This is a genomic window from Kitasatospora sp. NPDC127111 (genome assembly GCF_042677465.1).
In the GTDB taxonomy this organism is placed as follows: Bacteria; Actinomycetota; Actinomycetes; order Streptomycetales; family Streptomycetaceae; genus Kitasatospora.
This window is the reverse complement of sequence record NZ_JBHXTG010000003.1, coordinates 64,791-87,825: the sequence shown is the minus strand read 5'-3', so window position 1 is coordinate 87,825 and position 23,035 is coordinate 64,791. Positions and strand designations below refer to the sequence as shown.

The 23,035-nt window shown below is 75.1% G+C and carries 20 protein-coding genes; 6 read left to right on the top strand and 14 right to left on the bottom strand.

The annotated features are described in order from the left end of the window. Window positions 1-162: 162 nt before the first annotated feature. Complete coding sequence (locus ACFVHB_RS03475) at window positions 163-2,517, bottom strand: sensor histidine kinase (protein ID WP_380314580.1); 2,355 nt, start codon at window positions 2,515-2,517, stop codon at window positions 163-165. A 56-nt stretch (window positions 2,518-2,573) separates the two neighbouring features. Continuing rightward, a complete protein-coding gene (locus ACFVHB_RS03470) occupies window positions 2,574-3,245 on the bottom strand; it encodes a response regulator (RefSeq protein WP_380314579.1) in 672 nt (223 codons plus the stop codon). A gap of 351 nt (window positions 3,246-3,596) precedes the next feature. Between ACFVHB_RS03470 and ACFVHB_RS03465 the strand changes: the two genes are divergently transcribed. Further along, on the top strand, window positions 3,597-5,876 hold the full coding sequence (locus ACFVHB_RS03465; RefSeq protein ID WP_380314578.1) for an ATP-binding protein: 2,280 nt from the start codon (window positions 3,597-3,599) through the stop codon (window positions 5,874-5,876). A gap of 116 nt (window positions 5,877-5,992) precedes the next feature. Here ACFVHB_RS03465 and ACFVHB_RS03460 read toward each other — a convergent pair whose 3' ends face one another. From ACFVHB_RS03460 to ACFVHB_RS03405, 12 genes are all read right to left on the bottom strand, one after another. Then, window positions 5,993-6,211: a hypothetical protein gene (locus ACFVHB_RS03460; RefSeq protein WP_380314577.1), complete on the bottom strand. Its 219-nt coding sequence runs from the start codon at window positions 6,209-6,211 to the stop codon at window positions 5,993-5,995. Between the two features lie 186 nt (window positions 6,212-6,397). Beyond that, window positions 6,398-7,603, bottom strand: coding sequence for an NAD(P)-dependent alcohol dehydrogenase (locus ACFVHB_RS03455; RefSeq protein ID WP_380314576.1), 1,206 nt, complete (start codon window positions 7,601-7,603; stop codon window positions 6,398-6,400). After that, window positions 7,596-8,165: a VOC family protein gene (locus tag ACFVHB_RS03450; RefSeq protein ID WP_380314575.1), complete on the bottom strand. Its 570-nt coding sequence runs from the start codon at window positions 8,163-8,165 to the stop codon at window positions 7,596-7,598. The genes ACFVHB_RS03455 and ACFVHB_RS03450 overlap by 8 nt, the downstream gene beginning before the upstream one ends. Window positions 8,166-8,179: 14 nt before the next feature. Beyond that, entirely contained in the window at window positions 8,180-9,184 is a 1,005-nt protein-coding gene (locus ACFVHB_RS03445; protein WP_380314574.1) for an SDR family oxidoreductase, read from the bottom strand. Beyond that, a complete protein-coding gene (locus ACFVHB_RS03440) occupies window positions 9,181-9,981 on the bottom strand; it encodes a cupin domain-containing protein (RefSeq protein WP_380314573.1) in 801 nt (266 codons plus the stop codon). Before ACFVHB_RS03440 ends, ACFVHB_RS03445 begins: the two co-directional genes overlap by 4 nt. Continuing rightward, complete coding sequence (locus tag ACFVHB_RS03435) at window positions 9,978-11,192, bottom strand: zinc-binding dehydrogenase (RefSeq protein WP_380314572.1); 1,215 nt, start codon at window positions 11,190-11,192, stop codon at window positions 9,978-9,980. The genes ACFVHB_RS03440 and ACFVHB_RS03435 overlap by 4 nt, the downstream gene beginning before the upstream one ends. Next, a complete protein-coding gene (locus ACFVHB_RS03430; RefSeq protein ID WP_380314571.1) occupies window positions 11,189-11,599 on the bottom strand; it encodes a hypothetical protein in 411 nt (136 codons plus the stop codon). The genes ACFVHB_RS03435 and ACFVHB_RS03430 overlap by 4 nt, the downstream gene beginning before the upstream one ends. Continuing rightward, a complete protein-coding gene (locus ACFVHB_RS03425; RefSeq protein ID WP_380314570.1) occupies window positions 11,596-12,195 on the bottom strand; it encodes a hypothetical protein in 600 nt (199 codons plus the stop codon). Before ACFVHB_RS03425 ends, ACFVHB_RS03430 begins: the two co-directional genes overlap by 4 nt. Window positions 12,196-12,390: 195 nt before the next feature. Next, window positions 12,391-13,512, bottom strand: coding sequence for a hypothetical protein (locus tag ACFVHB_RS03420; protein WP_380314569.1), 1,122 nt, complete (start codon window positions 13,510-13,512; stop codon window positions 12,391-12,393). A gap of 262 nt (window positions 13,513-13,774) precedes the next feature. Beyond that, window positions 13,775-14,161, bottom strand: coding sequence for a hypothetical protein (locus tag ACFVHB_RS03415; protein WP_380314568.1), 387 nt, complete (start codon window positions 14,159-14,161; stop codon window positions 13,775-13,777). Next, window positions 14,158-14,919 carry a cupin domain-containing protein gene (locus ACFVHB_RS03410; RefSeq protein WP_380314567.1) on the bottom strand — a complete coding sequence of 254 codons (762 nt, stop codon included), beginning with the start codon at window positions 14,917-14,919 and terminating at the stop codon, window positions 14,158-14,160. The genes ACFVHB_RS03415 and ACFVHB_RS03410 overlap by 4 nt, the downstream gene beginning before the upstream one ends. Continuing rightward, window positions 14,912-16,285, bottom strand: a complete 1,374-nt coding sequence (locus ACFVHB_RS03405) for a sedoheptulose 7-phosphate cyclase (protein ID WP_380314566.1) — start codon at window positions 16,283-16,285, stop codon at window positions 14,912-14,914. The genes ACFVHB_RS03410 and ACFVHB_RS03405 overlap by 8 nt, the downstream gene beginning before the upstream one ends. 347 nt (window positions 16,286-16,632) lie before the next feature. Here ACFVHB_RS03405 and ACFVHB_RS03400 point away from each other — a divergent pair, with 347 nt between their 5' ends. From ACFVHB_RS03400 to fahA, 5 genes are all read left to right on the top strand, one after another. Beyond that, the gene (locus tag ACFVHB_RS03400; RefSeq protein WP_380314565.1) at window positions 16,633-17,982 is read left to right on the top strand and encodes a phosphoribosyltransferase family protein; all 1,350 of its coding nucleotides are present in this window, start codon (window positions 16,633-16,635) and stop codon (window positions 17,980-17,982) included. Between the two features lie 391 nt (window positions 17,983-18,373). Continuing rightward, window positions 18,374-19,588, top strand: coding sequence for a 4-hydroxyphenylpyruvate dioxygenase (hppD, locus tag ACFVHB_RS03395; RefSeq protein ID WP_380314564.1), 1,215 nt, complete (start codon window positions 18,374-18,376; stop codon window positions 19,586-19,588). Between the two features lie 66 nt (window positions 19,589-19,654). Further along, complete coding sequence (locus tag ACFVHB_RS03390; RefSeq protein ID WP_380314563.1) at window positions 19,655-20,857, top strand: homogentisate 1,2-dioxygenase; 1,203 nt, start codon at window positions 19,655-19,657, stop codon at window positions 20,855-20,857. Next, window positions 20,854-21,711: a hypothetical protein gene (locus tag ACFVHB_RS03385; protein ID WP_380314562.1), complete on the top strand. Its 858-nt coding sequence runs from the start codon at window positions 20,854-20,856 to the stop codon at window positions 21,709-21,711. The genes ACFVHB_RS03390 and ACFVHB_RS03385 overlap by 4 nt, the downstream gene beginning before the upstream one ends. Further along, complete coding sequence (fahA, locus tag ACFVHB_RS03380; protein WP_380314561.1) at window positions 21,708-22,934, top strand: fumarylacetoacetase; 1,227 nt, start codon at window positions 21,708-21,710, stop codon at window positions 22,932-22,934. The genes ACFVHB_RS03385 and fahA overlap by 4 nt, the downstream gene beginning before the upstream one ends. The last annotated feature ends 101 nt before the right edge of the window (window positions 22,935-23,035 follow it).

Sequence of the window (23,035 nt, the reverse complement as noted above, 5' to 3'; positions counted from 1 at the left end):
AGTAGGGGGTCCGTGCGGAACGGGGGCGCGCCCGCGAAGTTGACGCGACCATGATGATTGAGCGAAGCTCCGGCGCCGTCAAGGGGCCCGCGGCGGACAGCTGACGACTGACAACTAACAGCTGACAGATTTCATCATCTGTTATCTGTCAGCTGAACGTCGTCATCCGTCGCCGCGTCCCCCCGCCCGTCCGCCGACGCCCCAGGTCGGACCGCCCGCTTCGGGCACGACCGGTGTGCGCGGCAGCACCGCCCGGACGAGCGCACCGCCCTCGTGGTTGACGGCGGTGAAACGCCCGCCCAACTCCTCGGCCCGCTCGGCCATCGAACGCAGGCCGACCCCCGGACCGCCCCAGCGGTCGACGTCCGCCTCCCGGGCCGGCCACCCGGCACCTGCGGCATCCGCGGCGCCGGCGGCGGCCGGGTCCGGGAATCCCCGGCCGTCGTCCCGGGCCTCGACGACCACCTCGTCCGGACGGACCCGCAGCGTCAGCCTGGCCTCGGTGGCCCCCGAGTGGCGCAGCACGTTGTTCAGCGCCTCGCCGCTGATCCGCAGCGCCGCCACCTCCACGGCGGCGGGCAGCGCGGGCGGCGGGTCGGGATCGAGCACCAGGGAGATCCGGACGCGGTCCCCGTCCAGCCCGGCGACGAGCCGGCGCAGCGCGCCCGCCAGTCCGTCCCGGGCCAGCGCGGCGGGCGCCAACCCCTCGGTGATCCGGCGCAGTTCGACGATCGCCTGTCCGATCCCGGCCGACACCGCGCGCAGCGACCGGGCGGCCGACGAGTCCTCGGGGACGGCCGCGCGCGCGGTGTCGACGCCGAGCCGCAGCCCGGAGAGGGTGGGGCCGAGCCCGTCGTGCAGGTCGTGCCGCAGCCTCCGGCGCTCCTCCTCCCGGGCCAGGACGATCTGCCGCCGCCCGGCCTGGAGTTCCTCGTACAGGCGCAGCGAGGCGATCGCGGGCGCGGCCTGGTCGGCGAGGAAGCTCAGCACCTCGTGGTCCTGGGCGTCCAGGACAGGTTGGCCGGCGCGCGGTGGAGCGTACAGGTCACCGATCACGGCGCCCTCGTAACTGAGGGGGAAGACTTGGCTGTTGGGGCCGACAATGCCGGCCGAGGCGAGTTCGTGCGGGCCGTTGCGGGTGTGCAGGACGACCCGGGCGCCGGGCAGCCCGAGGGCCTTGACCACGGTGTCGCAGAGCAGTGGCGGGGCGTCCGCAGGGCTGACCGCGCGGCTGAGCCGTTCGGCGAGTTCGCGCACCACCTGGTAGGGGCGGGCGCGGTCGCCGTAGTAGAACCGGTCCACGGCGCGCAGTACCCAGCGGGTGGTGGGGCCGAGCAGTCCGCCGATGGCGAGCGCGCCGGCGGCGAGGAGTTGGGCGTCGGCGGTGCTGGCCTGCGGCAGCGCGCGGCGCAGCAGCAGCGCGATGCCCAGGTAGCCGGCGATCAGCAGCGCGGTCAGGGCGAGGGCGCTGAGCATCCGGCGGGTGGCGCGGTCCAGGTAGCGGGAGCGGTCGCGGGTGAAGGCGTAGCCGACCGCTCCGAGCATCCAGATCGCCGAGCCGGTGAAGTAGGCGACGGCGCCGAAGCTCTCCGAACCGCCCAGCCGGAGCGCGAGGTTGGTGGTGAGCAGCCAGATCAGGTACGGGACGAGCACCGCCGCGACGGTGCGGTGCGGCCGCGGCGAGCGCCGCCACCGTACGGCGGCCACCGTCAGGTTGACCGCGACGAGCGCCCAGGAGACCAGGGTGGCCTGCCATTCGTCCAGCGGCAGCCCCTCCCCCTGCGGCACCAGGGCGTCCCCGAAGTACGGCAGCGGCACGGTGAGCCGCACCACGCAGGCGTGGCAGGCGCTCCACAGCACGGTCGCGCCGACGTAGAGCCGCCCCCAACCCCCGGGCAGGCGGCCCTCGGGCAGCCAGAGGGGCAGGGCGACGGCGAGGAAGATGAACAGGGCGACCGAGGCGAGCAGCACGGCCGCGCCCACCGCCTCCACCACCGGCCCGGCGCCCATGGACGCGGCGGCGAACAGGCCGAAGCGCGAGAGGCAGCCGCCGAGACCGGCGGCGAGCATGGCCACGCCGAGGCTGCGGCCGGCCGGGCGGGGGTGGACGTCCGCCGGCGCGGGGTCGGCACGCGTGGCGACACCGGCACGGCCGGGGTCGGGTTCGTCCGGGCCCGCGCGGTGGGCCAGGATCAGCAGGCCGGAGAGCGCGAAGGCGAAGCCGAGCAGCACCGTCTGGCCGTCGTGGAGGAAGAACGGCTCGGCCCAGGCCGCGTCCTGGCGGGTGAGGGCGAGCACCACCCAGCCGAGCCCGCAGAGCAGCGTCAGGCCGCAGGCCGCGGAGGCCCAGGCCAGCCCGGACTGCCGGGCGGCGGCGGCCCGGCCGCGTGCCAGGTCGGCGCGGGCGGCGGTGGTCGCCGCGCCGGCGGCGGTGTCCCCGCCGGCCGTGCCGGCGGCGCCGCCCGTGGTGGCTGTGGTGGTTGTGGTGGCCGGCGTGGTCGTGCCCGGATCGCTCATGCGGGCCTCCTCCTCCGGTTCGGCCCCGGCCTGCGGCGGGCGGCCTCTGTCGCCGTTCAGCTGTCCCCTAGGCCCATGTCGCGGGCCCGGGCGACCGCCTCCGCGCGGGTCGCCACGTGCAGTTTCTCGAAGATGTGGGTGACGTGGTTGCGGACCGTCTTCTCCGCCACCACCAGCTCCCGGGCGATCCGCCGGTTGTCCAGCCCGCGCGCCACCAGGTCCAGCACCTCCGCCTCCCGGGCGGTGAGCGCGGGGAACAGCTGCCCCGCCTCGCGAACCCGGGCGCCCGCCAGCAGCGCGGTGATCCGGCCGGCCACGTCGGCGCCGAACACCGCGCCGCCCGCCGCGACCGTCCGGACGGCGTGCAGCACCTCCTCGCGGCCCGCGCCCTTGACCAGGTAGCCGCGCGCTCCCGCCTGGAGCGCGGCGAGCAGGCTGCCGTCGTCGTCGGCCATCGTCAGCATCAGCACCGGCGGGGCGGGCGGCTGCGCGGCGAGCCGGCGGGCGGCCTCCAGTCCGGAGCCGTCCGGCAGGGAGAGGTCCATCACCACCACGTCCGGGACGGAGCGGGCGACCGCGTCCGGCACCTCCGCGGCGCGCTCGGCCTCGGCCACCACGGCGATGCCCTCGGCGCTCTCCAGCGCGGCCTTGAGGCCCTCCCGGAACAGCGGGTGGTCATCGACGATCAGTACACGGACGGGTAGGGCGTCCTGCGGTTCTTCATCCACACGGCCGACACTACCAGCGACACGCGAGTTACTTTCTGTAACATGCCCGGCCCGCCCCGGGCCGCCCGATACCTCGGCCCGGGCATGCACCTTCCCCCCGGCCCGTGCTCGCACCCCTGCCCGGGCTCACGTCCTCGCGATCCCGGGACGACGCGCGCACCACCGCGCACCGCCGCCCACCGGGCCCCATCCGCCGCCCACCGCCCGCCGCATCGTCCGCCATCCGGGTCAGCTGCCTCATGCGCCCGGGACCGCGGGCCGCCCAGACTGTGAAGGGTGCCCGGCGACCGGCCGCCGGCGGATCACACCCACACCCCCGACACACGCGCTAGCCGGTTGCGAGGCGGTGCCATGACCACCCTGACCTTTCCCCGCCGGGGAACGCCCGCCACCCCGCGGCCGGACGCCGCGCGCACCCGTGACCGGCGCCAACTCACGGCGGCGGCGGCCGTCACCTCCCTCTGCCTCGCCCTGGCCACGCTCTGGAGCTGTTACGTCCTCGCCCATCTGGGCGACCCCGGCGTCGCCGATCCGCGGGACCAGCTCGTCGTCCTGGTGTACGCCCTGCCGTTCGCCGGGGCCGGCATGCTGCTCCACGCGCACCGGCCCGGCATTCCGCTCGGTTGGGTGATGCTCGTCTACGCGCTCGCCGCCATCCTTCCCAAGGCGGCGAGCGCTCCGGTGTTCGTCGAGGTCGGCAATCCCACGATCGTGGCCGTGACCGCCGCGCTCAAAGGCATCTGCGACACCGTCCGCGAGACGCTCTTCTTCGTCCTGCCGCTCTGGCTCCCGTCCGGGCGCCTCACCTCCCGGCGATGGTGGATCTACATCTCCGCGGTCACCCTCTGGCAGACCCAGATGTACCTGTCGTACGCGGGGGAGCCCGAGCTGTTCCACCGGTCCAACCCGCTGGCGGACACCCTGCCCGGGCGGTTCCTGCTGTCGCTCTACCACCACCTCGGCGGCTACGACGACCAGGTCTTCTACGTCCTGCTCGGGGTCCCGGCGGCCGTGCTGCTGGCCCGGCTGCTGCGCGCGGCGCCACGGCACCGGCTGCACCTCGGGTTCATGCTCGGCGCCTACCTGCTCTGGGCCGGCGTCCAGGAGGTCTACACCCGCTACGAGTCCACCGACTCCTACTGGCTGGTCTACGGACTCTTCGCCGGAGCCAATCTGGTCTGGGCGGTGGCCGTCACCCACCTGGTCGTCAAGGACGGCGGCTGGCGGCTCGACCGCGCGGCCCGCAGCATCCTCAGCGGACTGCTCCTGGCCACCGGGCTGACCACGCTGTTCGTGGTGTTCGCCGCCGCGCTGTCCGACTGGCTGGTGCCCGGGCGCGGAGCGGCGGCGCTGCTGCTGATCGCCCTGGTCTTCGTGCTGGGCTCCGGCCTGCCGCGCGCCGCCCGGTGGGCCGTCGGCCTCGTCGACCGGCTCTACTACGGCGAGCGCGCCCAGCCGTACCAGGTGCTGCGGACGCTGGCCGAACGCGTCCGGCAGGTCGTCGACCCCGAACGGCTGCCGGCCGCGCTGTGCGCGACGGTCGCGGAGGAACTGCGCCTGCCCGGGGTCGCCCTCACCGTCAGCACCCGGGCGGGGCTGCGTCCGCTGGCCTCCGTCGGGCGGCTGGAGGGACCCCGGCAGTCGTTCGCGCTGGTCCACCACGGCGACACCATCGGCGAGCTGACCGTCGGACTGCGCGAGGGCGAGGCGGAACTGGACGCCAGTGACGTCGACATCCTCCGGTCGCTGGCCGACCAGGCCTCCCCCGCCGTCGCCTCGCTGCGGCTGCAGGAGGACCTGCAGGCCAGCCGCGAACAGATCGTCGCCGCACGGGAGGAGGAGCGCCGCTGGCTGCGCCGGGACATCCACGACGGCCTCGGGCCCGCGCTCGCCGGGCTGCGCCTGCGGGTCGACAACGCGGGCAGCACCCTGGCCCCCGAGGCCCCGCTCGCCGACACCCTGCAGAGCATCTCGGGCGACCTCGCGACGGCCATCAAGGAGGTCCGGCGGATCACCGACCGGCTCGGACCGGCGTCCCTCGGCGAGTTCGGGCTGACCCGCGCGATCGAGCAACTCGGCGCCACGTTCAACGGCATGGGGCTGACCGTCACCACCGAGGTGACGCCCGAGCCGCTGCCGAACCTGCCCGCCGCGGTCGAGGTGGCCGTCTACCGGATCACCGCGGAGGCGCTGAACAACGTGCTGCGGCACGCCCGCGCCACCGCGGCCGAGGTGCGCATCCGGGTGGAGGAGAAGGCGCTGACGCTCTCCGTCCAGGACAACGGCATCGGCTGCACACCGGCGGGCGCGGGCGCGGGCGCCGGAGCGGGGCGTGGCGCCGGCGGGGCCGACGGGGTCGGCGGGGCCACCGGAGTGCTCGGCGAGGCCCGCGGGCTCGGTGGGGTCGATGGAGTCGATGGGGTCGGTGGGGTCGACGGGGTCGGTGCTCCGGCCGGTGCCGCGCCCGGCGGCGAGCCGGCGCGTGCCGACGACAGGGCTGCGGGGAGCGGGGTCGGGCTGCGGTCGATGGCGGACCGGGCCGCCGAGCTCGGAGGCAGCTTCACGATCGGCCCGCTGGAGCACGGCACCCGGGTGCTCGCGGTCCTGCCCCGCTACCCCTCGCGGGCCTGACGGCTCGGTGCCGTCCAGCGCGGGCCCGGGCCATGGCGGCCCGGGCCCGCACGCGTCTGTCCCCGGCACCGGGGTGGTGCCGGGGACAGACCTGGTGGGCGGAGGAGGATGGTGCGTCAGTGGCAGCCGTGCTCGCCGGCGTCGCACTCCGGAGTGTTGATCGGCGGCTTCACCACCACCGGTCCGGTGGACGCGGAGCCGCCGACGGCGGGGGTGCCCGTGGCCTTGCCACCGAACACGTCGGCGACGGCGCACTTGAGGGCGATGCCGGCTGCGGTGACGCCGGCCAGCAGGGACGCCAGACGGAACGCCTTGGTGGCTGTGCTGGTTGTCATGAGGATTACTCCAGATCTTCCGAGTGGTCGAGCGATCGGCCGCTCATTCATCACTGTGCGCGGGACACCCGCCCGGGCACATGGGCCCGCCGTCCCGTTCCGGTCCCAAAGCGGGCGCGGAAGCCGAGACGGCGGATGTCTTCGCAGCTCAGAGCGAGTCAAGGCAGGTCAGGGCAGCAGGTCGGCTCAGGGCAGGAGCAGGACGGGCTTCACCACCTCGCCCGACCGGGCCGCCTCGGCCGCCTCCTCGATCGCCGCGAACGGGTAGGTCCGCACCAGCCGGTCCACCGGCAGCCGCCCCGCGCGGAACAGGCCGACCAGTGCCGGCAGGAACTGCTCCGGCACGCTCGCGCCCTGGTTCACGCCGACGATCCTGGGCGCCCGGGCCAGCAGCTCGGGGACGTCCAGGGCCACCTCGCTGCCGGCGGCCGGGGCACCGACCACCCCGCACGTGCCGCCGACCGCCAGTGCGGCCACCGCCTGCCGCAGCGCGCGGACGCTCCCGCTGCTCTCCAGCGCGTGGTCGGCGCCCCGGCCACCGCTGAGCGCGGTCACCGCCGCGACCGGGTCCTCGGCCCCGGCGTCCACCACGTCGGTGGCGCCGAGTTCGCGGGCCAGGGCGAGCCGGCCCGGCCGCAGGTCGACCGCCACGATCCGGGCGGCCGGGGTGAGCCGGGCGGCGAGGACCGCGGCCAGGCCGACCGCGCCGGCGCCGAACACCGCGACGGTGTCGCCCGGCCGGGGCCGCAGCACGTGGAACACCGCCCCCGCGCCCGTCTGCACGCCGCAGCCGAACGGGGCCAGCAACTCGAAGGGCGTGTCGCCGGCCCGTACCGGCACCGCGTTGCGCTCGGTCGCCAGCGCGTGGGTCGCGAAGGCGGATTGGCCGAAGAAGTGCCCGTTCAGCGGTGCGTTCCTGCGACCCCCGCCGTGCGCGGCACGGTGGACGGTGCCACCGCCAGTGGCAGCGCCCGTGCCGGCGCCTGTGTCGACGTCCGTGCCGTCCGCGGCGCCGTACACGGTGGCGCTGCCGTCCAGCCGGCGTCCGCCGAACAGGTTGAGGGCGGCCCAGTGCTCGCAGCGCACCGGCCGCCCGGTCCGGCAGGACGGGCAGGAGCCGCAGGAGGCGAAGGTCAGCACCACCGTGTCACCGGGACGCACCCGGGTCACGGCGCTGCCGACCGCCGTCACCGTGCCGGCGCCTTCGTGGCCGAGGACGGCGGGCAGCGGGGAGGGGGTCCGTCCGGCGCGCACGCTCAGGTCGGTGTGGCAGATCCCGACGGCCCGGATCCGGACCAGCACCTCGTCCGGGCGCGGCTCGTCCAGCCGGACGGTCTCCAGCCGGAACGGCCCCCCGGGCTCCCGGACCACCGCGGCGGTGGCCTCAATCATGCCGACCCGCCCCGGTGTCGCCGTCGGACCAAGAACCGTCCGGTGCGAACAGCCGGTCGGCGGTGGTGCGTTCGTAGGGCATGCCGGCCGGCATGGCGAGCACCTCCAGCTGGAGGCCCCACGGGGTGCGGAAGTAGACCCAGCGGTCGCCGTCGATCGGGCCGCCGTCCGCGATGGTCTGCGGCTCGCCCAGCACCTCGACCCCGGGCTGCGCGCGCAGATAGGTGACGGCCCGGTCGACGTCCTCGACCGCGATGGCCAGGTGGTGGCCGCCCCAGTCGCTGTTGGCGGGCAGTTCGCGCCGCTGGCCCGGGGCGGCGTACTGGAACAGCTCCAGGTTGCTCACCGGGCCGAGCCTCAGCATCGCGATGTACGCCACCGCGTCGCGGTGGACGCCGAGTTGGCGGGTCATCCAGTCGCCGCCGGACGGATCGGAGACCGGGCCGAGACGGTAGAGCAGCCGGGCGCCGAGGACGTCGGTGAAGAAGGCGACGGCCTGGTCGAGGTCGGGAACGGTGTAGGCCACGTGGTGGACGGCGTGGGCCCCGGGGATGCCGGTCATCGCGCGCTCTCCTCTCAGAGCCACGGGTTGGCTCGGGTGTCGGTGGTTTCGACGGTGGTGGTCCGGGTGTCGCTGGTTCGGGTAGCGGTGGTTCGGGTGTCGGTGGTCCGGGTGTCGGTGGTTCCGGTGGTGGCGGCTGGGGCGTTGACGGATCGGGTGCGGTGCTGGTGCGCGGGCTGCTCGTGTGCGGCGTCGCGCTGGTTGGCGATGGCGCTCATCAGGCTGAGGCCGCCGTCGACGGTGAGCGAGATGCCCGTGGTGTAGGCGGCGTCCGGGCCGGTGAGGTGGACGATGGCGGCGGCGACCTCGGTCGCCCGGCCGGGGCGGCCCACCGGGATGGCGGGCCTTGCCAGGCGGGCCACGTCACCGTCGTCCGGGACGCCGTTCATCCGGGTGGCGGTCTCGCCCGGGCTGACCGCGTTGACTGTGATCCCGTACGGCGCCAGTTCGAGGGCGAGCACCTTGGTCAGCTCACCCAGTCCGCCCTTGGCCGCGCAGTACGCGGCGCCGCCGAGGATCGGCGTGAACTCGTGGACGGAGGTGACGTTCACGATCCGCCCGCCGCGACCCTGGCGGACCATCCGGCGGGCGGCGGCCTGAGCACAGGCGAACGGCCCGGTGAGGTCCACCGTCAGGATCCGCTCCCAGTCCGCCAGCGACTCGTCGAGTACGGGTGAACGCCGGTTGATCCCGGCGCAGTTGACCAGGATGTCGAGACCGCCGAGGTGGACGGCGGCCCCGTCCACGGCACGGGCGGCCGCCGCCGGGTCGGCCAGGTCCAGCGGCAGCAGCATGGTCCGCCCGCCCGCCAGAGCGGCCGTCCGGCGGGCGGCGGCGCGGTCGGTGCGGTAGCCGATCGCCACCGTGTGGCCGGCCTGGGCCAGCGCGATGGCGGTGGCCCGGCCGATGCCGGAGCTCGCGCCGGTGACGACCGCCACCGACGGCCGTCCCGGACCGCCTCCGGTGGTCCCGGCGGCCGCCGTTGTGGCGTCCGTCGTTGTGGCGTCCGTCGCGTTCATCGGCTCGCCTCCTCGGTGGTCGGGTGGACCTGGTAGCCGGCCCGGGCCAGGCTCGGCGCGCCCAGGTAGCCGTACAGGGCGATGGTCGGCCGGCCCGGCCCGGTCCGGAACCCGTGCCACTCCCCCGCCGGGACGAACACCAGGTCGCCCTCGCGGACCACCACCTCGCCGGCGGCGGTGAGGTGCCGGCCGCCGCCCGCGAGGACCAGGAAGAACTCGTCCGCGTGCGGGTGCCGGTGCAGGTCGTGGCTGCCGTCGGTGGCGAAGACGGAGGACGCGACGGTGACGCGCCGGGCGCCCACCGTCTCCTCGGTGGCCAGCCAGTGGACGTCCATCCCGGCCGAACCGCCGATGGCGGAACCACCCGCCCCCTGACGGACGTCGAGCCGACCCGTCGGCCCCTGGACCGCCGCCCGCCCCGCGGTCGGGGCGGGGGCGGAGGCCGGGACCAGCGGTACCGGCAGCGGTCGCGGCGCGGGCCGCTGTCCGGCGGACGGCCGTGGCCGGACGGTCAGTACGGCCGCCGGTCCGCCGGGCAGTGCGGTGAGCCCGCAGGCGCTGCCGGGCGGATGGTAGAGGCCTTCGCCCGGGCCGAGGACCCGCCCGGCCGAACGGATCCGGCCGGAGAGCACCACGGTCACCGACTCGGCCACCCGGGACGGGTGTTGCTCCACCCGGATGCCGGGCGGCAGGGTCTCGACGACGAGCCCGCCGCGGGCTGACGGCAGGTGGTACGGGTCGATCAGCCGGCGGAACGCGGGGGCCGTGCGCGGCACGGCCGCGGGGACGAGGATCACGTCTCTTCTCCTTGGGCGATGGGGTGGTGGGGGCCGACGGGTCCGCCACGCCGGGCGGGGGCCCCGTCGCCGTCGCGGCCACCGGCGTCGTGGCCGAAGTCGAGCAGGATCTTGGGCGGGCCACTGCGGCCCGCGGCGAGCAGCCGGAACGCCTCCGGCCCCGCGGCCGGCGGCAGGACGGCGGCGATCAGCGGCTCCGCCGCCAGCACGCCGTCGCGGAACAGGCGGAGCGTCCGGTCGTAGTGGTCCAGGCCGTGCCGGACCCCGATCACCTCCAGTCCGCGCAGGGTCAGCTCTCCGGGGACGAAGCCCTCGGCCGGTGCGCCGGCCACGCCGATCAGGGCGAGCCGGCCGCCGGGCTCCAGCAGGTCCAGGCCGAGGCCGAACGCGCTCGCCGCGCCGGAGGCCTCGACCACCAGCGAGTAGCGGCCGCTTGCTTCCCTCGCCTGTTCGGGGGTCAGCGCGCGCCGGGCGCCGCAGCGCCGGGCGAGGTCGCGGCCGGCCGGGTCGATACCGACGGCGTCCACCGATTCGGCCAGCCGGACGGCGAGTTGGACCGCCAGCAGGCCGATGGTGCCGGTGCCGATCACGGCCACCCGGTCGCCGAGCCGGCAACGGGCCTGTTCCAGCCCGCCGACGACGGTGACCGCCGGTTCGACCAACGCGGCCTGCCGGTCGGGCACTTCGTCCGGGATCCGGGAGAGGGCGCGCTCCGGCAGGCCCACGTACTCGGCGGCGGCACCCTGGCGGCCGTAGAGCCCGACCTCGGTGAGGCGTTCGCAGAGCGCGCGCCGACCCCGCCGGCACGTCCGGCAGAGCCCGCAGTGCACCATCGTCTGGCCCACCACGCGGTCGCCGGGCGTGAACTCGGTGACCTCGCTGCCGACTTCGGCCACCGTCCCGCACCACTCGTGCCCCGGGACCAGCGGATAGCCGGCGCGGCCGTCGCGCAGGTAGGAGGCGGTGCCGTGGAGGAGTTCGAGGTCGGTGCCGCAGAGGCCGACCAGGGAGACGCGGACCGTCACCCCGTCCGGCCCGGGTGCCGCCGGACGGGGCACCCGGGCCAGGGCGACGCGGTGCGGCGCCTCGAACCGCAGGGCGGTCATGCTGCGGGCGGTGTTCACGGAGCTGTCGCCGAGGCTGTGGCCGGAGCTGCTCGGGGAATCGATCGGGGAGTTGTTCGGGGAGTCGTTCGGGGAGTCGTTCTTCACGGGCGGATCCGTCGTTCGGCTCGGCGGCGGGCCAGGACCTGCCTGGTCGCGGTGGTGCGGCGGGGTGCGGCCAGGGTCAGGCAGAGCACCTCGGCACCGAGCGGTCCGGCGTCCAGGTGGAGCGGGACGGCCCGGCGGGCGAGCAGCAGGTCGCCGTCGACCGCCAGGTGGTCCGGCTCGCCGGAGCTCCGGCCGACCAGCAGGGAGCCGCGCAGTACGTAGAGAACGGTCTCGGCCTCGGCCTGCCCGGGCATGACGTGCTGGGCGCCGGGGCTCAGCCGCAGGTGGTCGAAGGACTCGCAGGCGCTGGCGAGCATCGACCGGCGCGCCAGGCAGCGCAGCCGGACCCGCTCGCCGTGCGGGCCGAGTATGACGGCGGCCGCGGCCGAGGCGGTGGTGACGATCATCGGGGCTCGCCTCCTTGGGGGCGTTCGGGGTCGTCGGCGGCTACGGTGCTGTCCGCGTCGCCGGGGGCGCTGGGGTCGTCGGCGGCGCCGTCGGGGGCGCCGGGACCGTGGCCGGGGTGGTCACGACCGTCGTCGGGACGATCGGATCCCTCGGGGGCGTCGTCGTCGGCGTCCTCGGACGCGTCGACGTCGTCGTGGTCGGCGGCTTCGGCGTCGGCGTCGGCCTCGTCGGACGTGCCGGGGCTGACCGGGCGGCCGGTGACGGCGAGGACTGCGTGGAAGTACTCCAGACCGGCCGTGCCGGCGCTCAGGACGGTCCGGGCACCGAGCGGCAGGGTCAGTGCGGTGCCCTCGACCAGCGGGATCCCGGCATCGGCCCCCTCCTGCTCCTCGCTCTGCTCCTCGCTGTCGGGAGCGGTGGCCGTACCCGAGCCGGCGGTGACGTAGAGGGCGTGCTCGACGGCTTCGGCAGCGACCTCGATGTAGTGGCCCGGCTCGAGCCACTGCAGTCCGACCACGCGCAGCGGACCGGTCAGGTACCGGCTCGGGTCGACGGCGCCGCGCCGGCGGAGGTCGGTGATGACGGTGCCCGTCATGACGGGGACTCCTTCTGGTCTGCGGCGGTCCGTGCTGGTCCGCCTCTGACCTCCACGGTGTGGCGCCCGTCGTCCCGGCCACACGGGGAGCCGGTCCCGTCCCGGGCCCGCCTGCCCGCCCGAGCCAGGCCCCACGAGCGTGTCCGGGTCGGTCGGGACACCCGGGACGGCCGGGCGGCTCGGACCACCCGCGGGTCAGCCGGGCCGGCCGGCGGAGGCGGGAACGGGCTCTGCGGCCGGGCCTCGGCTGTGCGGGACACCGGGCCGGCCCAGGCTCTCGGCGGCCGCCCGGAGCGTGGCGGCGTCGACCCGGGTGAGCAGGCGGCCCTGGCTGCAGTGCGGCCACCCGAGGCCGTCGAGCAGCAGCAGGCCGGGGCGCGCGGCGGCGGTGAGGGCGACGGCCAGGGCGCGGGCGTCGGTCCCGTCCGGGAGGGCGGTCGCCGAACCGTTGCGCGCCAGCAGCTCGCGGTGCGCCCACAGGGCGGCGCCGTCCAGCAGGCCGAGGTGGGCCGCGACGCGGGCGGCGAGGAGCAGTCCCAGGGCCTCGGCGTCACCAGGCGCGAGCGCGGCGGAGGCGGCGGCGTCCGCGCTGCTCCGCACCGCGCCGGCGAGGCCGCGCCCGTAGCCGAGTGCGAGGGCGGGGCCGTTCTCGAACGGGTCGAAGCAGACCAGCGTGGACCGGGCGTCGGCGCAGAGGGCGACGCAGGCGGCGAGGGCCTGCGGGGTGTAACGGGCGCTCGGGCACAGGATTTTGGCGAGCGCCTCGTACTGCGCCGGGCAGACGGCGAGGACGTGGCGGATGACCTCGACCATGCCCGCCCGGGTCTCGGCGGGCGGACGTGCGGCCAGCACGTCGCTGCGGACCCAGACCAGCGCGGGCGCCGTCCGGGCCTGGTCGGTCCGCGCCGGCAGAGTCGCGGCGGGGCCGGTGCGCGACCCCACGGGCGGGCGCAGCAGTGCGAGCGCGGGGCCGCAGGCCGCGGCGAGTGTGGTCGGCAGCCGGAGGTCGGCCGGGACGGCGCAGGCCCGTTGGCCACCGAGGGCGATCACGACGGTCCGGCCGTCGTGGGCCGGCGGCGGATCGGGGCCGTCCGGCAGCGTGACGACGGTGCACGGGGCCTGTGCGGCCGCGAGCGCGTGGACGCGGGAGAGGTGGTCGGTGGGCGCAGCCTCGTCGGCCACCAGGAGGAAGCGGTCGGCCCGGAACTCGGCGATGCGGTCGGCGAGTTCCGTCCAGGACGGTTCACCGCAGCGCACCCGCAGCGCGAAGTTCGCGGGTCCGGCCTGTATCCGGCGGTCGAACGCGGCGCAGCCCATCGCGGTCCTCCTCCCGTTCGGTCTTCGAGCACGACCATGTCCCGCCCGACGCCCCGGGCGCCTGAGCCCTCGTTCCCGTCCCGGTCGGTCCCGGCCCGGGCTGGGACCGACCGGGAACAGATGTCAGCGAACAGATAACAGATGATGAAAGTTGTCATCTGTTATCTGTTCGCTGACATCTGTTTGCTGTTGTCTGTCTTCTGTTCGCGCCCGGGCCGTCAGCCGTCAGCGTCCGCACCCCCGCGCCCACGCCCGCGCCCGGTCACCCCACCTCCGGCCGGCGAGCCGGCAGCCGGCGGCTCACGTCCGCCGGCAGCACGGTGACGCAGAGCAGCTCCGCGCCGAACGGCCCGCCGTGCAGGTGGACGTCCTGTCCTCGCGGGGCGAGCAGCAGGGCGCCTCGGCCGAGCGGCCGCTGCGGCTGCTCGGGGCAGTCGATCACCGCGACCGTCCCCCTCAGCACGTACCAGGCGGCCTCGGTCCCGTCGCGTCCGGCGAGGTCGTAGCAGGCGCCCGGGCCGAGCCGGATGTGCTCGACCGCCTCGCACTCGCTGTGCAGCATGCCCCGGCGGGCCAGGCAGCGGGTGCGGATGCGCTGGTTGCCCGGCCCGAGCAGGACCTGGGGCCCGGCGGCACTGGCGACGATCACCGCGGACCACCCCCCGCCGCCACGACCTCCGACGTCTCCGACGCGCCCGAGGCCGACACGTCCGAGGCCGACGCCCCCGCAGTCGCCACCTCCAGTTCCGCGTGCACGTACTCCAGCCCCGCCGGGCCGGCCGCCAGCTTCGCCGTGGTGCCGAGCGGCAGGGTGAGCGCCGTCCCCGGCCGCAGCGGCAGCCGCACGGCGCCGGTCGCGGCCCGGCCGCCGCCGGCCGTGACGAAGAGCGTGTGCTCGACGCCGTCGGCGGCGTGGCCGGCCCGCTCGCCCGGGGCCAGCCGGGCGAGGCGCAGCAGACGCAGCGGGCCGCCGATGACGGCGGACGGGTCCACCGGGCCGGTCCGCCGCAGTTCGCGGATCACGGTGCTGCCGACCGGGGCGGGGTCGTCCGCCGCCGGCAGCTCGATCACCAGCCACTCCAGCGCGCCGGCCCCGAGGTTGCGCAGGCCGTGCCTGGTCCCGACCGCCGTCAGCACCGCGTCGCCGGCGCCGACGGGGTACGGGCGGCCGTCGAGCGTGATCTCGCCGTGCCCGGCGAGCAGGACGTAGACCTCCCGCGTGCGGGTGTGCAGGTGTTCCCCACTGACCCCGCCGGCCGGGACGCGTGCCCATTCGACGGCCTCCCAGGCGCCGGTGAGCCCGGCGCGGCGGGCCAGGCAGACCCACTGGGTGACCCCGGCCGCGCCGTGCACACCGTGGACGTCCGCCGGTGCGCCGGTGTCCGCCACCACGACCGCGCTACGCACGGACCTCACTCCCCTCCAGGCCCTCGCGTCCCTCGCGACCCCCGCGCCCCTCACGACCGTCACGCCGGCGGCTCCCGTCCCGCCCGTCGTCCGCCGAACGCCCGTCGCCCGCCGAACGCCCGCGCGGCGCCGGCACCGAGGCCGACCACTGGCGCAACACCCTGGCCCCATAGGCGAGCTCACGGTCCGTCAGATCGTCGACGAACACCCCCGCGCCGATCCCCGACGGCAGTGGCAGCCGCTGCCGGCCGTCGCGGTGCCGGACCGTGTCGGCGAGCGCCTCGCCGAGCGTGACCGGTTCGATCAGCGGGTGCCAGACGGGCAGTTCGAGCCGGCCCATCAGCCGGAGGATCCGCTCGGCCTGGTCCGCGTCGAGCAGTCCGCGCCGCTCGGCGACCACCGTGGTGAGCGCCATGTCGACGCAGACCGCCTCGCCGTGCAGCAGTTCGGGCAGCGCGCGCATCTCGACCGTCGGGCTGAACGAGTGGCCGTAGTCCATCAGCCGCTCCAGGCGGTGCTCCCAGAGGTTGGGCTGCAGCTCCTGGAGCATTCCGCCGACGGCCCTGGTGAGCACCTCTGCGCCGTCGTGCGGGCCCTGGAACCGTTCGTCCAGCAGGTCGCGGCCGTGCACGTCGAGGAGTTCGAACAGCTTCCGGTCCTTGATCAGCGCCACCTTGAGGATCTCCGCGAGCCCGTTCCCGAGGTGCCGGCGGTCCAGGGTGGCGAGGAAGGCCGGGTCGAGCAGGGTGTCGACGGCCGGGTGGTAGGTGCCGAGCCGGTTCTTGTGCCGGCCGTGGTTGACGCCGGTCTTGGCGCCGACGCCCGCGTCGACCAGGCCGATCAGGGTGGTCGGCACCCGGACGAACGGCGTCGAGCGCCGGTAGAGGCCGCAGGCGAGGCCGACGACGTCGGTCAGCACGCCGCCGCCGATCGCGATCACGGGTTCGCCGCGCCGGGAGATGCCGAAGGAGTCCATCCGGTCGGCGACCCGGAACACCGAGTCCATGGTCTTCACCTGCTCGTGCGCGGGCAGGACCAGCAGCTCGAACTCGACGCCCTGGGCGATCAGGTAGCGGCGGATCCGGGCGCCGTACAGCTCGTGGACGCGGGCCTCGACGACGACCAGCCGCCGCCCGGGCGGCCCACCGGCCCGGGCCAGGGCGGGATCGTCCGGATCCAGCACCCCGGGGGCGAAGCGGACCTGGTAGCGGACGGGCAGTGCGGTGGCGACCGTCCAGCCGGTGACCGGATCGCCGGTGGTGTGGAGGCCGTGGCCACTGCCGCCGCCCCCGCCGTACGCGGCGGCGGTGGGGCCGGCGGGGACGGCGGGGTCGACGTGCGGGTGGTGCGGGCTGGGGATGGTCACGCGGGGCTCCTTCTGCTCGGACGCCGGGGCGGACCGGACCGGAGTCCGGTGTCGCCGGGCGATGTGACCACCACGTTCCGGCGCCCGCTGTCCCGGACGCACGGGCGGCCGGGCCCATCCGCGTCCCGGCCCCACCACGGGACGCGCCCACGAAGGCCCCGCCCCATCCGACCCGCACGGCCGACGCCCGGGCCACCACCGAGCCCGCCGCGTTGCCACCGCCGGGCCACCGCACGGCCAGCACCCGGGCCAACGCCCCGCCGGCGCCCGGCCAGCACCCGGGCCGACGCCCAGCCGACGCCCAGCCGACGCCCGGCCGACGTACGGTGGAACTCGGAGGCAGCGCCATGCACGTCACCGCCACCCACTTCCGCAACCGCACCGACGCGGGCCGCCGACTGGCCGCCCGCCTGGGCCACCTGCGCGGCCCCGGCACCGTCGTGGTCGCCCTGCCGCGCGGCGGCGTCCCGGTGGCCGCCGAGGTGGCCGCCGCGCTCGGCGCCCCGCTCGACATCTGTGTGATCCGCAAGCTCGGCGTGCCCTACCAGCCCGAGCTGGGCATGGGCGCGATCGGCGAGGACGGCGTCCGGGTGCTGAACGACCAGGTGATGCGGATCGCCGGCGTCACCGACGAGCAGCTCGCCCAGGTGGAGCGGCAGGAGCGCGCCGAGCTGGAGCGCCGCGCCCGCCGCTACCGGGGCGACCGTCCGCCCGCCGACCTGCGCGGCCGCGACGTGGTCGTGGTCGACGACGGCATCGCGACCGGCTCCACCGCCCGGGCGGCCTGCCTGATCGTCCGGGCCAGGGGCGCGGCCCGGGTGGTCCTGGCCGTCCCGGTGGCGCCCCGGGACTGGACCGAGCGGCTGGCCGGGGTCGCCGACGAGCTGGTCTGCGTGGGTACGCCGTCGCCGTTCTTCGCGATCGGCGAGTTCTACGGCGACTTCTCGCAGACCGGCGACGACGAGGTGCTGCGGCTGCTCGCCGAGGCCCACGGCGAGCGGACCCGTGCGACCGCCGAGGTGGACCGCGAACTGACCGTCCCGGCCGCCGGCGTCCGGCTGGCGGGCCGGCTGACCGTCCCGGCGGGGGCGGTGGGCGTGGTGGTGTTCGCGCACGGCAGCGGCAGCAGCCGGCACAGCCCGCGCAACCGTTACGTGGCCGGGTACCTCAACCGGGCGGGCCTGGCGACGCTGCTCTTCGACCTGCTCACCGAGGCCGAGGAGCCGGACCGGCGCAAGGTCTTCGACGTCGACCTGCTCGGCTCCCGGCTCACCGCCGTCGCCCAGCACCTTCCGGGGCACCCGGACGTCCGGGACCTCCCGCTCGGGCTGTTCGGCGCCAGCACCGGGGCCGCCGCCGCGCTCTGGACGGCCGCCCGGCTGGGCGAGGCGGTGCGCGCCGTGGTGTCCCGGGGCGGCCGGCCGGATCTGACCGGTCCGGGGCGGCTGGCGGAGGTCACCGCGCCGACGCTGCTGGTGGTCGGCGCCCGGGACGACATCGTGATCGACCTGAACCGGCAGGCGCGGGCCGCGCTGCGCTGCGAGAGTGAACTGGCGGTGGTGCCGCACGCGGGCCACCTGTTCGAGGAGCCGGGCACGCTGGACCGGGTCTCCGAGCTGGCCCGCGACTGGTTCCTGCGGTACCTCCCGGGCCCGGGCCCCGGCACCCGCCCCGGCACCGCGGGCGAGCCGACGTGACCCGAACGGACGACCCGACGACACCCGACGAGCCGACCCCACCCCATCCGACGGCCCGACCCGACCCGATGACCGACCCGACGGCCCGACCCACCCCGATGACCGACCCGACCACATCCGACGACCCGAGCCGGCCCGACCCGACCGACGACCGCCCCGCGGGCCCATCCCCGGGCTGACCTGCGAAGCCACCCTCCCCGCAGCACAATTTGTGCAGCCGAACCCGGGATTTCCTGATCAGCTTGTACACATTGAACAGTGAATTCCCGACCTGTTGCCCAACCACCCCGACAGGAGCAAGCTCTCCGCTCAGCCGCACCGCCCACCCTACGCGGCGCGGCCGCCTCAAGCGGATGCCTCAGAGCCGAGGCCCAAAGTGGAGGAACGACCGATGACCCCGCAGTCCCACGCCCTTGAGCTGACCCCCGAGGAGCGCGAGGCCGGCCTCGACGCCGACCAGCTGCGCCGCCTGGTCGGCCTCGTCGAGCACGACCCGGCCACCGACCCGTTCCCCGTGACCGCCCAGGACGCGGTCGTCTTCGTGGTCGGCAACGCCACCCAGACGGCGCAGTTCTACCAGGCCGTGTTCGGCATGGAGCTGGTCGCCTACTCGGGCCCGGAGACCGGCCGCCGCGACCGCAAGGCCTTCGTCCTCCGCTCCGGCTCCTGCCGCTTCGTGATCAAGGGCGGCGTGCTGCCGGACAGCCCGCTGCTGGACCACCACCGCCGCCACGGCGACGGCGTCGTCGACCTGGCCCTGGAGGTCCCGGACGTCGACAAGTGCATCGAGCACGCCCGCGCGACCGGCGCGACCGTCCTGGAGGAGCCGAACGACGTCTCGGACGAGAACGGCACCGTGCGCCGCGCGGCGATCGCCACCTACGGCGAGACCCGGCACACCCTGATCGACCGTTCCCGCTACCACGGCCCCTACCTGCCGGGCTACATCGCGGCCGAGAGCAAGGTCAAGCACCCGGAGGGCTCGCCGAAGCGCCTGTTCCAGGCCCTCGACCACGCCGTCGGCAACGTCGAGCTCGGCAAGATGGACGAGTGGGTCTCGTTCTACAACCGGGTCATGGGCTTCGTGAACATGGCCGAGTTCGTCGGCGACGACATCGCCACCGACTACTCGGCGCTGATGTCCAAGGTCGTCGCCAGCGGCAACCACCGGGTGAAGTTCCCGCTCAACGAGCCGGCCATCGCCAAGAAGAAGTCGCAGATCGACGAGTACCTGGAGTTCTACACCGGCCCGGGCTGCCAGCACATGGCGCTGGCCACCAACGACATCCTCACCACCGTGGACGTGCTGCGTTCGCGCGGCGTGGAGTTCCTCAACACCCCGGACTCGTACTACGACGACCCGGAGCTGCGCGCGCGGATCGGCAAGGTCCGGGTCGAGATCGACGAGCTGAAGAAGCGCGGCATCCTGGTCGACCGCGACGAGGACGGCTACCTGCTGCAGATCTTCACCAAGCCGATCGGCGACCGCCCGACCGTGTTCTACGAGTTCATCGAGCGGCACGGTTCGCTGGGCTTCGGCAAGGGCAACTTCAAGGCGCTGTTCGAGGCGATCGAGCGCGAGCAGGACGCCCGCGGCAACCTGTGAGCGTCGGGGAGCTGTGAGCACGGTCGGCTGAACACGGTCGGCTGACGGTCGAGGAGGAGCAGGGAGATGGCGTACTACCGGCAGCTGGGCAGCATCCCGCCCAAGCGGCACACGCAGCACCGCACGCCCGAAGGCGGGCTGTACTACGAGGAGTTGATGGGTGAGGAGGGGTTCTCCTCGGACTCCTCGCTGCTCTACCACCGGGGCATCCCCTCGGCCGTCGTGGACGCGGTGCCGTGGGAGCTGCCGGACCAGTCGACGGTGCCCAACCATCCCCTGCTCCCCCGCCACCTCAAGCTGCACGAGCTGTTCGCGGGCCAGGAGTGGAAGTCCGCGGACGTCGTGACCAGCCGCCGCCTCGTCCTCGGCAACGGCGACGTGCGGATCTCGTACGTCGCCGCCGGGGCCCCGAGCGAGCTCTACCGCAACGGACTCGGCGACGAGTGCGTGTACGTGGAGTCCGGCGCGGGCACGGTGGAGACGGTCTTCGGCTCGATCGAGGTCGGCCAGGGCGACTACGTGATCATCCCGCGTGCCACCACGCACCGCTGGGTGCCGTCCGGTGACGAGCCGCTGCGCGCGTACTGCATCGAGGCGAACAGCCACATCACCCCGGTCAAGCGCTTCCTCTCCAAGTACGGGCAGCTGCTGGAGCACGCGCCGTACTGCGAGCGGGACCTGCGCGGCCCGGTCGGCCCGCTGCTGGTGGACGACGAGGGCGACGTCGACGTGCTGGTCAAGCACCGTGGCCCGAACGGGATTTCGGGCACCCGGTACACCGTGCCGCACCACCCGTTCGACGTGGTCGGCTGGGACGGCTGCCTCTACCCGTACGCGTTCAACGTCCGGGACTACGAGCCGATCACCGGCCGGATCCACCAGCCGCCGCCCGCGCACCAGGTGTTCGAGGGCAACGGGTTCGTGATCTGCAACTTCGTGCCCCGCAAGGTGGACTACCACCCGCTGTCGATCCCCGTCCCGTACTACCACTCCAACGTGGACAGCGACGAGGTCATGTTCTACTGCGGCGGCGACTACGCGGCCCGCAAGGGCTCGGGGATCGGCCAGGGTTCGATCTCCCTGCACCCGGGCGGCCACACCCACGGCCCGCAGCCGGGCGCGTACGAGCGCAGCATCGGCGTGGAGTTCTTCGACGAGCTCGCCGTCATGGTGGACACCTTCCGTCCGCTGGAGCTGGGCGAGGGCGGCCGGGCCAGCGAGGACTCCAACTACGCCTGGACCTGGGCGGGTCGGGGGCCGCAGCGGTGACCTCCGCACGCTCCTCCGGCGCGGGGATCCCCGCGCTCTTCCAAGGCCTCTTCGACGACGCTGCCGTGTTCCCGCCGGGGAACCTGCCGGTCGCCGAGGCGGTACCGGCACACCGCGCGCACCGCTCCGCGTGGTACGCCGCCGCGGTCGGCCCGTTCCTCTGCGGAGCGGGCCGGCTGGGCGAACTGTCCGGCGTCGCCGACGCCGGCCTCCGGGTCGGGCTCGTCCTGCCGGGGGGCAGTGCCGAGCTCGGCCCGGCACTCGCCGCCGCCGCGCCGTTCGAGGTGGCCGGCGTCGAACTCGCCACCCGGGACGCGAGCGAGGCGGTGGCCGCGCTCGACCTGCTGCTGCCGCCGCACGTCCCGGCCGCCGTCGAGCTGCCGCGCGAACTGCTGCGCGGCGACGCCCTGGACGAGGTGCTGGACGTGCTGGTCGACAGCCCGTACCGGGCCAAGTTCCGCACCGGCGGGGTGGTGGCCGGCGCCTTCCCGGACGAGGAGGAGCTGGCCGGCTTCCTCACCGGCTGCGCGCAGCGCGGGCTGCCGTACAAGTGCACCGCCGGCCTGCACCACGCCGTCCGGCACACCGACCCGGTCACCGGCTTCGAGCACCACGGCTTCCTGAACGTGCTGCTGGCCGCCCAGGAGACCGACCGCGCGGCCGCCGCCGAGGTGCTGGCGGAGCGCTCGGGCGAGGTCCTGGCCAAGGCGGTCCGCGAGCTGACCGGGCATCAGGTTACGGTGATCCGGAACTCGTTCACCGCGTTCGGCACCTGCAGCATCGCCGAACCCCTGGACGACCTGGCCGCCCTCGGCCTGCTGTCGCCCGACCAGCTCTCCCAGGAGGACCGTTGACCACCCCCCGCAGCTGGCTCGCCAGCGCCCAGGACTCGCCGTTCGGCGTGCACAACCTGCCGTACGGCGTCTTCACCGCGGCGGACCGGCCGGGCCGGCGCCGGATCGGCGTCCGGATCGAGGAGTTCGTCCTCGACGCCGGAGCCGCCGCCCGCGCCGCCGGGGAGCCGTCCGTCCTGCTGGACGCCGACACGCTCAACCCGCTGCTGGCCGCGGGCCGTCCGGTCTGGACCGAGGTCCGCGCCGCGCTGACCCGCTGGCTCACCGACGAGTCCTTCCGGGACGCGCTCTCGCCGCTGCTGCTGCCGGTGGCCGAGGTCGAGCTGCACCTGCCGTTCGAGGTCGCCGACTACGTCGACTTCTACGCCTCCGAGCACCACGCCACCAACCTCGGCCGGATCTTCCGCCCCGGCTCGGACCCGCTCACCCCCAACTGGAAGCACCTGCCGATCGGTTACCACGGCCGGGCCGGCACGGTGGTGGTCTCCGGCACCCCGGTGGTCCGCCCGCACGGGCAGCGCAAGGCGCCGGCCGACGCGGTGCCGTCCTTCGGCCCGACCCGCCGCCTGGACATCGAGGCGGAGGTCGGCTTCGTCGTCGGCACCCCGTCGAGCCTCGGCACCCCGGTCACCCTGGGCGCCTTCCGCGAGCACGTGTTCGGCGTCTGCCTGGTCAACGACTGGTCCGCGCGCGACATCCAGGCCTGGGAGTACGTGCCGCTCGGCCCGTTCCTCGGCAAGTCCTTCGCCACCTCGGTGTCGCCGTGGATCGTGCCGCTGGACGCCCTCGAGCACGCGCGGGTCAGCCCGCCGGCCCGCGACGTCGAGCCGCTCCCCTACCTGGACGACCGGAACGGCGAGCCCTGGGGCCTGGACCTCGCGATGGAGATCCGCCTGAACGGCCACCCGGTCTCCCGGCCTCCGTTCGCCACGATGTACTGGACGGCTGCGCAGCAGCTCACCCACATGACGGCCAACGGCGCGTCGCTGCGCACCGGGGACTTCTTCGCCTCGGGCACCGTCAGCGGCCCGGAGGCGGACACCCGGGGCGCGCTGATCGAGCTCACCTGGAACGGCGAGGAGCCGCTCAAGCTGCCCGACGGCAGCGCGCGCACCTTCCTGGAGGACGGCGACGAGGTCACCATCAGTGCCACCGCCCCGGGGCTCGACGGCACGGTGGTCGGCTTCGGCGAGGTGACCGGCCGGGTCGTGCCGGAGGCCTGACCGGAACGCCGTCTGTTCAGACCAAAGGCCCGTCCGGGGCGTGGGCCCGTCCCGGATGTAGGCCCGTTCGGCGTGTGGTGCCGGCCGCCCTGGTGGTGGCC

Bases quoted from the DNA above. Each gene is read 5' to 3' on its own strand.
- ACFVHB_RS03450 (WP_380314575.1), bottom strand. From the start codon at position 8,165: ATGACCGGCATCCCCGGGGCCCACGCCGTCCACCACGTGGCCTACACC.
- ACFVHB_RS03420 (WP_380314569.1), bottom strand. From the start codon at position 13,512: ATGGGCTGCGCCGCGTTCGACCGCCGGATACAGGCCGGACCCGCGAAC.
- ACFVHB_RS03445 (WP_380314574.1), bottom strand. From the start codon at position 9,184: ATGAACGCGACGGACGCCACAACGACGGACGCCACAACGGCGGCCGCC.
- hppD (WP_380314564.1), top strand. From the start codon at position 18,374: ATGACCCCGCAGTCCCACGCCCTTGAGCTGACCCCCGAGGAGCGCGAG.
- ACFVHB_RS03455 (WP_380314576.1), bottom strand. From the start codon at position 7,603: ATGATTGAGGCCACCGCCGCGGTGGTCCGGGAGCCCGGGGGGCCGTTC.
- ACFVHB_RS03400 (WP_380314565.1), top strand. From the start codon at position 16,633: ATGCACGTCACCGCCACCCACTTCCGCAACCGCACCGACGCGGGCCGC.
- ACFVHB_RS03465 (WP_380314578.1), top strand. From the start codon at position 3,597: ATGACCACCCTGACCTTTCCCCGCCGGGGAACGCCCGCCACCCCGCGG.
- ACFVHB_RS03390 (WP_380314563.1), top strand. From the start codon at position 19,655: ATGGCGTACTACCGGCAGCTGGGCAGCATCCCGCCCAAGCGGCACACG.
- ACFVHB_RS03430 (WP_380314571.1), bottom strand. From the start codon at position 11,599: ATGATCGTCACCACCGCCTCGGCCGCGGCCGCCGTCATACTCGGCCCG.
- ACFVHB_RS03460 (WP_380314577.1), bottom strand. From the start codon at position 6,211: ATGACAACCAGCACAGCCACCAAGGCGTTCCGTCTGGCGTCCCTGCTG.
- ACFVHB_RS03475 (WP_380314580.1), bottom strand. From the start codon at position 2,517: ATGAGCGATCCGGGCACGACCACGCCGGCCACCACAACCACCACAGCC.
- ACFVHB_RS03425 (WP_380314570.1), bottom strand. From the start codon at position 12,195: ATGACGGGCACCGTCATCACCGACCTCCGCCGGCGCGGCGCCGTCGAC.